Source organism: Rhizobacter sp., assembly GCF_031412075.1.
GTDB lineage: Bacteria > Pseudomonadota > Gammaproteobacteria > Burkholderiales > Burkholderiaceae_C > Rhizobacter.
Map to the genome: position 1 here is coordinate 1 of NZ_JANOCG010000158.1, position 8,779 is coordinate 8,779.

The 8,779-nt window shown below is 66.7% G+C and carries 10 protein-coding genes and 1 pseudogene; 2 read left to right on the forward strand and 9 right to left on the reverse strand.

Annotated features, from left to right (window positions below):
- The first annotated feature begins 82 nt into the window (after positions 1 to 82).
- A complete protein-coding gene (locus RMO40_RS05605; RefSeq protein ID WP_309717491.1) occupies positions 83 to 649 on the forward strand; it encodes an NnrU family protein in 567 nt (188 codons plus the stop codon).
- Positions 650 to 716: 67 nt separating this feature from the next.
- Entirely contained in the window at positions 717 to 1,310 is a 594-nt protein-coding gene (locus tag RMO40_RS05610; RefSeq protein WP_309717496.1) for an SIS domain-containing protein, read from the forward strand.
- Positions 1,311 to 1,506: 196 nt separating this feature from the next.
- Here the strand turns inward: RMO40_RS05610 and RMO40_RS05615 are convergent, their stop codons facing one another.
- The 9 genes and pseudogenes from RMO40_RS05615 to RMO40_RS05655 form a co-directional block, all read right to left on the reverse strand.
- Positions 1,507 to 2,931, reverse strand: coding sequence for a protein kinase domain-containing protein (locus RMO40_RS05615; protein ID WP_309717497.1), 1,425 nt, complete (start codon positions 2,929 to 2,931; stop codon positions 1,507 to 1,509).
- Between the two features lie 115 nt (positions 2,932 to 3,046).
- Positions 3,047 to 3,919: a c-type heme family protein gene (locus RMO40_RS05620; RefSeq protein ID WP_309717499.1), complete on the reverse strand. Its 873-nt coding sequence runs from the start codon at positions 3,917 to 3,919 to the stop codon at positions 3,047 to 3,049.
- A 39-nt stretch (positions 3,920 to 3,958) separates the two neighbouring features.
- Positions 3,959 to 4,801, reverse strand: a complete 843-nt coding sequence (locus tag RMO40_RS05625) for a hypothetical protein (RefSeq protein WP_309717501.1) — start codon at positions 4,799 to 4,801, stop codon at positions 3,959 to 3,961.
- A 232-nt stretch (positions 4,802 to 5,033) separates the two neighbouring features.
- A complete protein-coding gene (locus RMO40_RS05630) occupies positions 5,034 to 5,750 on the reverse strand; it encodes an FCD domain-containing protein (RefSeq protein ID WP_309717504.1) in 717 nt (238 codons plus the stop codon).
- Positions 5,747 to 6,121, reverse strand: a complete 375-nt coding sequence (gene hpxZ, locus RMO40_RS05635) for an oxalurate catabolism protein HpxZ (RefSeq protein ID WP_309717508.1) — start codon at positions 6,119 to 6,121, stop codon at positions 5,747 to 5,749. The genes RMO40_RS05630 and hpxZ overlap by 4 nt, the downstream gene beginning before the upstream one ends.
- A 96-nt stretch (positions 6,122 to 6,217) precedes the next feature.
- Positions 6,218 to 7,603 carry an AtzE family amidohydrolase gene (locus RMO40_RS05640; RefSeq protein WP_309717512.1) on the reverse strand — a complete coding sequence of 462 codons (1,386 nt, stop codon included), beginning with the start codon at positions 7,601 to 7,603 and terminating at the stop codon, positions 6,218 to 6,220.
- Positions 7,604 to 7,623: 20 nt separating this feature from the next.
- A complete protein-coding gene (locus RMO40_RS05645; protein WP_309717515.1) occupies positions 7,624 to 7,836 on the reverse strand; it encodes a DUF4089 domain-containing protein in 213 nt (70 codons plus the stop codon).
- A gap of 8 nt (positions 7,837 to 7,844) precedes the next feature.
- Positions 7,845 to 8,666 (reverse strand): ATP-binding cassette domain-containing protein, encoded by an 822-nt coding sequence (locus tag RMO40_RS05650; protein WP_309717518.1) that lies wholly within the window; start codon positions 8,664 to 8,666, stop codon positions 7,845 to 7,847.
- Positions 8,663 to 8,779 (reverse strand): annotated as a pseudogene (locus RMO40_RS05655) (ABC transporter permease); the annotation flags it as partial. The pseudogene RMO40_RS05655 and the gene RMO40_RS05650, both read right to left, overlap by 4 nt.

An 8,779-nucleotide genomic window follows, 5' to 3' on the forward strand; every position in this document is an offset into this window, starting at 1 on the left:
CATTTCGCTTTTTGCAGGTCCGCGCGTTGGCGTGGTGGCGGCCCGGTAGACTGGCCCGCTCCCCTGCCCGTTGGAGCTCTCCATGACCTTGCTCGTTCTCGGCCTCGTGCTGTTCCTCGGCATCCACTCCGTGTCGATCGTGGCCCCCGCCTGGCGCGACGCGCAGGCGGCCCGCCACGAGAAGGCCTGGAAGGCCATCTACACCGTTGTCGCCATCGCAGGCTTCGCGCTGATCGTCTACGGCTATGGCATCGCGCGGCAGGCACCGGTGGTGCTGTACGCGCCGCCCACGTGGTTGCGCCATCTGTCGCTGCTGCTGCTGGTGCCGGTGTTTCCCTTGTTGCTGGCGGCCTACCTGCCGGGGCGCATCAAGACGGCCACCCAGCACCCGATGCTGGCCGCCACCAAGCTCTGGGCATTGGCCCACCTGCTGTCCAACGGCACGCTGGCTGATGTGCTGCTCTTCGGTGGCTTTCTCGCCTGGGCCGTGGCCGAGCGCATCTCGCTCAAGCGCCGCGTGGCGCGGCCGGTGCCGGGGGCGCCGCCTTCCCCGATGAACGATGCCATCGCGGTGGTCGGCGGCCTGGCCTTGTACGGCCTCTTCGTGTGGCAGGCGCACGCCTGGTTGATCGGCGTGTCGCCGCGGTGATACGCTGGCCCGCGGTGTGGCGCAGCGCGCTGCATGCCGCGTTCAAGATCGATTGAAGGAAGTCCCCATGAGCCCGCACATTCAACAGACCCTGCTCGAGGCCCGCTCGGCACTCGACGCCTTGCTGGCCAACGCCACCACCTTGAACGCGATCGACCAGGCGGGCACCTGCCTGGCCGATTTGTTCGAGCGGGGCGGGCGTGTGTTCAGTTGCGGCAATGGCGGCTCGATGTGCGACGCCATGCACTTTGCCGAAGAGTTGTCGGGCCGGTACCGCGGTAATCGCAAGGCGCTGGCCGCGGTGGCCATCAGCGATGCGGGCTACATGAGCTGCGTGGCCAATGACTATGGCTATGAACATGTGTTCTCGCGCTACCTCGAAGCGCATGCACGCCAGGGCGACGTGCTGGTGGCCATCAGCACCAGTGGCACCAGTGGCAACGTGTTGGCAGCGGTGCGTGTGGCCCAGGAGATGGGCATGACGGTGATCGGTCTTTCAGGCCGCCCCGGCGCCACGCTGAGCACGCTGGCCGACATCGACATCTGCACGCCCGGAGGGCAGTTTGCCGACCGCGTGCAGGAGCTGCACATCAAGGTGATTCACATCTTGATCGAGTCGGTGGAGCGGCGCTTGTTTCCGGAGAACTACGCAGTTCGCTGAGGGCGGAGCCAGGGCACGGTTTTATGACCGCAAAGGCGCCAAGGTCGCAAAGGAACGCCAAGAAAGAGCAGGCTCTGGGTTCTTTGCGACCTTGGCGTTCTTGGCGCCTTTGCGGTGAACCTTTTTGTCAGAGGCACAGCGTGGCGCGCATGACTGCTTGCTGGATTCACGCCCCCACTGGAATGACGAGCTGCCCTCAGCCCTTGCGCCGCAGCGCCGTCAAGAGCTTGTCGCGCTCCGCACCTTCACCCACCTGCTCACCGAGCATCACGTACAGCTGCTCCTGAGAGCGTGCCTTCGCCGCGGCCTTCTTGACCACGATGCTGGCGATCGGCCCGATGTGGCTGCTGAGCACGCGGGCGGCCGCGGTCAGAACCTCGGTCGAGACCGGCGCGCCCACCGCCGAGCCGGCATGGCTCAGCGGCTGGGTGGGCGGCACCGGCCCCGTCACCTTGGAGCCCCCGCTGATGTGCGTGCCCGCCGTGGCAGCGCCGAACTTGGCCAGGAAACGCTGGCGTTCCTGATCCGAAGGCAGGTGCTCGCACAGGCTGGCTTTCAGCCCGGCGATGTCGATGTGGGTCTTGGCGGCCTGGCGCACCATCACCTTGGCCATGGGCCCGACGAAGGAGGCCAGCGCCAGCTCCACCTGGTGCAGCGTGACGGGGTCCCAGCCTGGCAGCGTGGTGCTGGCCGAGCGCGGCACGCCACTCGGTGGCTCCAGCACGCCGATGCCGGCGACAGGCGCGCTGTGGTGGTGGCCGACGATGATGGTGGTCTCGCCGGTGTCGGGCTCGGCCGACAGGTCGCGCTTGGCCAGCGCCGCACGGAACTCGGCCACGCTCGCGTAACGCTGCTCCGGTTTCTTGGCCAGGGCCTTCGCCACGATGGCGTCGTAGAACTCGGGCCGCCCGGCCTCGGGCACCTTGCTCGGCAGCACCGGGTGGTCGTTGACCACCTTGTACATGACGGTTTCGGCCGAGCCCTGGAACGGTGGGTGGCCGACCAGCATGCCGTAGAGCAGCGCACCGGCGGCGAAGATGTCGATGCGGTGATCGACCCCTTCGCCGATGTACTGCTCGGGCGCCATGTAGCCCGGCGTGCCGATGGTCGAGGTGATCTGCGTCAGCACCACCGACTCGATGCGCGCGATGCCGAAGTCGGTCACCTTCAGCTGACCGGCGTTGGTGACGATCAGGTTGGCGGGCTTGATGTCGCGGTGCCACACGCCGTGCTTGTGCGCACAGTCGAGCGCGGCGAGCAACTGATCCATCAGCGTCAGGATGTCGCACTCGGGTGGGCGCGGTGTGCCGCCCAGGATCTGCGAGAGCGTGCGGCCCTCCACGTACTCCATCGCGATGTAAGCGGTGTTGTCGTCTTCGCCGTATTCGTAGATGGCCACGATGTTCGGGTGGGCCATGCGGCCCACGGCGCGCGCCTCGTTCTTGAAGCGCGCGGTGGTCGACGAGCCCGACAGGTCTTGCCCGATCAGCGCCTTGTGGATGGTCTTGATGGCCACCGACCGGTTGATGACCGGGTCGAAGCCCTTGTAGACCACGCCCATGGCGCCCTTGCCGAGCACGCCGGTGATCGGGTATTTGCCTAAGCGCTCCGGGTGAGTCATGTCAGCCCCCACGGCGCTGCGCGCCTGCCCCCCGAGGGGGCCGAGCCCGCCTTGGGGCGGCCCGGCGCCGGGCTCGCGCGATCTTTGGGCGTCTGCATGTTTTCGATTGTCGAGTTCAGTTGTCCAGCATCTTCATCGCGTGGACCATGCTCTTGCGCATGCGCGTGAACGATTCCGCCAAAGTCGCGATCTCGTCTTTCGAGTTGACGGCGAACTCGGGCGCATCGAGTTCGCCCAGGCTCACACGGTCAGAGAGCTGCGATAGACGGCTCACCGGCTGGATGACGAGCTTCCACAGCATCAGGTTGAGCGACAGGCCGATCAGCAAAAACACACCCGCCAGCAAGCCCATCACCACGCCAAAGGCGCGGTCGGCACGAGCGAGCGGCACCGACATCGGCACCGACACCACCTGTGCTCCCAACACCTCGTTCAGGTTCCAGCCGAAGCCATTCGCCGGCCCGTACTTTTCGACCAACGGTTTGGGCGCTGCGTCGACCGTGCTGTGGCAGCGCAGGCAGGCCGGGTTGGTGACCTTGATCGGGCGGGCGATGTAGGTGACCGGGCCCGAGGGTGTCATGCGCTCGCCGATGAACTCGGTGCGCTCGGGTGACTGCTTGAACTGCTGGATCACGTCTTCTTCCCAGTCTTGCGCGCGGTCACGCGGGTTGGTGGGGTTGAGCATGGCCGGCTTGTAGGCGTATTCGGGGTGGTTCTTGCGCAGCGCGTTGAGCACCTCGGAGGCCGAATACGCCGGCACCGACTGCGGCAGGAAGGTGTAGGTCATCTGCGTTTCGAGCAGCGGCGCCACCTGGGTCGAGGTGTAGGTGCTGACGGCCATGGCGCTTTCCATCAGCAGGCGGGCGCGGTCGAGCACTTCTTCGTGGGCGCCTTCTTGCAGCAGCTTGCGTGCGACGTAGCTCGAAGCCCCCAGGCCGAGCGCAAACACCACCAGGAACACGAGGTTGAACTTGACGAGCAGTTTCATGGTGACTCTTTTGGAATGGGCAGGAAATGTGCAGACCGATCAGGGCTTGGCACTGTAGGCGGGTGCTGCGCTGGCCGCCGGTTTGGGCAGGTACTTTTCGGGGAAGACGATGCGGTCCCACTCAGGGTGGGCGCGCATGTTGGCGGCGAGCGCGTCGCGGAAGGCCGGGTTCTGCGCCAGCGCCTTCCAGCGCGCGACGAAGGCGGGGCGCAGGCCGTCGGCGTCGATCCAGGCCTCGACCTCGGCGAACGAGATGTCGCCCAGCGCCTTGGGCTCGGCATCGCGGCCCTTGAACAGCGCGGCGCGTGCGGGCAGCGTGTCGAGAAAGGCGCGTGGCAGCCGCTGGATGAAGGCCGGCGTGGGCCGGGGCGTGACGGTGGCCTTGGCCTCGCCCGCGCGGGCGAAGAACTCGCCGCTCTTGAGGGCGAAGTTGCCAGCCGGCTTGCCGGCGATGCGCTCACGCAGCACCACCTCGCCCGACTCTGCGAACGCATACGCCTCGTTGCCCTGCACGACGAACACCGCACTGCGCGCCACGGTGCTCACGTCGAAGGCGGGTGACGACAGGGTGGTGGCCGCAGGCACCGGTGGCTGGGGCGAACTGAGCTTGGCCACACCGCGCAGCAGGTGAAGGCGCGACACGAACCTGGCCCGGTCACCGCTCAGCCTGGGTGCCAGCAGGGTGCGCGACTCGGGGCCCAGGTCGAGCATCACCCCGTCGTTGAATTCGATTCGCACCAGGCGGCCCTTGGCCGTGGTTTCGACGATGTCGTCTGCGCCCAGGCGCACCCCCTCGGTCAGCTGCAGCCTCGTGGCGCCACGGATCAGCAGCACCTCACCGTCGACGATGGTGGCCGTGGCCAGGGGGGGGGCGGCCCACACGCCGTGGGGGCAGGCCAAGACGCACAACCAAAGCACACATTTCCAGACGACGGACTTCATTTTTTTTAGGGGAGTGGACCGCAGCGAGCCGAAGGTCAAGCATAGCGGCATGACCATGCAAATCACCCTGTAAGAAGCACCGGGGTGTGGCGCAAACAGGCCCTAAATGATGAGACGGAAGTCACACAAACCGCGTGCCGCATCGGCGCGGCACCGTTCGATGACAGAACGGCTACAAATCCCCGGCGGCAGGCCGTGCGCTGTGAAGCTTGTGGATGGTGATCTTGCGCACCTCGGCCTTGCTGGCCTCGATGTGGGTGCGCAGCATCAGCTTGGCCGGGTCGGCACGCCGCGCAAGGATGGCGCGCAGGATCTTGGCGTGTTCTTCGTAGGTGGCGGCAATGCGTGGTGGCTGGGTGAAGTCGAGCCGGCGCACGATGCGGATGCCGTCGGTCACGTCGGCGTGCACCCGTGCCATCTGCAGGTTGCCGGCGGCGCTCACCAGCGTGGCGTGAAAGGCTTCGTCGAGCGCGGCCACTTCGGTGGTGTCGGTCTTGCGCTCTTTTTCCGGCGCGAGCCAGGCGGCCTTGAGCAGGCCCAGGTCGGGCATGGGCACCATGGCGCACAGGCGGTCGACGGCGGTGCACTCCAGCACCACGCGCAGGTCGTACAGCTCTTCGAGCTTGCGAAAGTCAAACGGCGCCACGCTCCAGCCGCTTCGGTAGGCGACCTTCACATAACCTTCGAGCTCCAGCCGAAACAGCGCTTCACGTACCGGGGTGCGCGACATGCCGAGGCGCTCGGCCATGTCGGTCTCGGTGAAGCCGTCGCCGGGCAGCAGAACGAAGTCGAAGATGGCGGCCTTGAGGCGGCGGTAGGCGACCTCGGAGCGCGTGAGGTCGCGTGGGTTGGGCGTGGGCGCTGCGCTCTTCTTGGCCGGGGCTTTCATCCCAACAAGCTTACATGCGCCGATACCACGCGCCAGCCTTCGGGGGTCTTCATCCAGGTTTGGCTTTGGCGGCCGGGTTTGGCGCCGCCTTCGCGCTGGAACTCGCAGTGGGCGGTGGCGAAGCTGTCGCCGTAGGTGGTGATCTGGGTGCGCAAGAGCGTGCGCGCCAGGCCGGTGGCGGGGCGGGCCGCCCGAAAGGCCTGGATCGCGTCGAAGCCGTAGAGGTTTTCGCCCACGCCGTAGCGCAGGGTGTGCGGGCTGCGCCAGAACAACTCGTCGAGCACGGCCACCTTGTTGTTCACCAGCGCGTCTTCGTAGCGATCGAACGCGGCGGTGACTTCGGCGAGCACTGCGGGGATGTTGATGTCCATGTCACTCACCGTTCGGGCTGAGCCTGTCGAAGCCCTGGTTGCACGTCCACCAGGCGTCGACAGGCTCAGCCCGAACGGAAGAAGATGCGCGCTTCGTCATATCCCCGCCACCGGCGAACACGCCACACCGCTCGCTTCGAGCGCGCGCGCCACCCGCAGCGCCAGGTCTTCGCGCCACGGCGCGGCGATCACCTGCACACCCAATGGCAAGGCATTGCGGCCGTCAGGCCACAAGGGTGCTGCGACCACCGGGCAGCCGGCGAACGAGATCGGCTGCGTCAACAAACCCATCGACGGCCGCGCCGGCACGGTGTTGCCGTTCAGCTCGAAAGTCTCGGCGCCGATCGGCGTGGCCTGCACCGGCGTGGCGGGGGCGAGCAGCACGTCCCACTCCTTGAACAAGGCCTGCACCTTGTCGCGGTAGGCGCGGCGAAACCGTTGTGCGCGCACGTACCAGTCGACAGGTTGCAAGGCGCCGGCGATGAACCGGTCGACCGACAGCGGCTCGAACTCGGCCGCCCGCTCGCGCAGCAGCGGCAGGTGCAAGGAGCCGCCTTCACTGGCGGTGATGACGAAGGCCGCCACGCGCGCCAGCGCCGCGTCGGGCCAGGTGACACCGCGAGTTGCTTGCAGCGCCGTCGCCGCGAGATCCAGCGCCTTGCGCGCCGCCGGGCCGGCTTGCTCTTCGAAGTAGCCGTTCAACACGCCGATGCGCAGGCCGGCCAGGCTGTGGCCGATCTGCGCCAGCGTGGGTTGCACCCGTTGTGCATGGCAGCCGGGGTCGAGCTCGTCGGGGCCTTGCAGCGCGTCGTAGCTGGCGGCCAGGTCTTCGACCGAGCGCGCAAACGGCCCCAGGTGGTCGATGCTCGCGACGAAGGGGAAGCTGCCGCGCCGCGACAAGCGCCCGAAGGTGGGTTTGAGCCCCCACACGCCGCACAGCGACGAAGGCACGCGGATCGAGCCATTGGTGTCGGACCCGAGCGTCACCGGCACCTGGCCGGCCGCCACCGCCGCGCCGCAGCCGCCCGACGAACCACCGGCGGTGTGCTCCAGCCGGCGCGGGTTGCGGCACGGGCCGTAGTGCGTGTTTTCGGTGGTGAACCCGTAGGCGAACTCGTCCATGTTGAGCGCGCCCACCAGCACCGCGCCGGCGGCGTGCATGCGCTGCACCAGCACGGCGTCGGCGGTGGCCGGCGGCTGGCTGTTGCGCACCTTGCTGCCGGCGCGGGTGGTCATGCCCTCGATGTCGAACAGGTTCTTCACGGCATAGGGCATGCCGGCCAGCGGCGGCAGCACCTCGCCACGGGCGCGCCGCTTGTCGATGGCCTGCGCTTCGCGGGTGGCGCGCTCGAAAGTGCCGTCGGTGAAGGCATTGACGCGCGGGTCGGTGACCTCGATGCGCGCTATGCAGTGCTCGAGCGCCTCTTCGGCCTGCATCTCGCCAGCGTGTACCGCGCGAACGACGTGCAGGCCGTTGATCATGTCGTGGCTCCTGGCAAAACTCATTCGTCGCCGGGCGGGAAGGGCGCGGGGCAATAGATCTCGGCCGGCTCGAGCTCGGGGTGCAAAGGGGCGTCTTTCAGCGCGGCCACCATGGCCCGGGTGCGGGCCAGGTGCACGGCCACGCGCTCGACCTGGGCCTCGTCGAGCGGCAGGGCCAGGAAGCGCGCGGTGGCGCGCACGTAGTCTTGAACCTCGGTGCTGTTTGAACTCACGATTGAACTCAACGCCTGACCTCTCGTTGGAAAATCTCCAGGCTCAGCTTCTTGGTGGCAATGAAGCTCGGCTCGGAAAGTGTGGCCACGGTGCGCGGCCTGGCATCGCCATAAGGCAAGATCTCTGCCACCCGGGTCGGGCGTTTGGTCAGCAGCAGCACCTGGTCGGCGAGATACACCGCCTCTTCGAGATCGTGCGACACCAGCATCATGGTGGTGCCGGTCTGCATGAACACCTCTTGCAGCTTCTCGCGGATGAAGAGCGTCATCTCGAAATCGAGCGCCGAGAAGGGCTCGTCGAGGAACAGCACCTCGGGGCCGTTGGCCAGGGCCCGCATGATCGAGGCGGTTTGCTGCTGGCCGCCGGAGAGTTCATACGGGTAGCGCTTCAAATCGAACTTGACATCGAACGATGCCACCAGCTCGGCCATGCGGCGGTCGACCTCGGCCTTCGATTTGCCTTCGAGCACCAGCGGGTAGGCGATGTTGTCGATGGTGCGCATCCACGGGAACATCGCTTCGCGGTAGTTCTGGAACACGTAGCCGATCTTGGTGTCTTTGAGCGACTTGCCGTCGAACAGGATCTCGCCCGAGTCGATGGGGATCAGCCCAGCAATCATGTTGATCAGCGTCGACTTGCCGCAGCCGTTGGGGCCGAACACCGACACGATCTTCGACTTGGGGATGTCGAGGTCGAAGTTTTCATACAGCGGCCAGCCGGCGAAGTATTTGGTGAGGCCGCGGATGGTGATGTGCGTGCCGGCCGGGCCAGGCTCGAACTTCGGCTTGGGTACGTCGGCAAACACGGGGCCGTTCAACACTGCGTTCATCTTCCGCTCCAGTGAACAATGCGACGCTCTAGTAACAAGAAGAGCACGTTGAGCGCATAACCGAGCGCACCGGCGGCCAGGATGCTGGCGTACATGTCTTTCACGTTCATCAC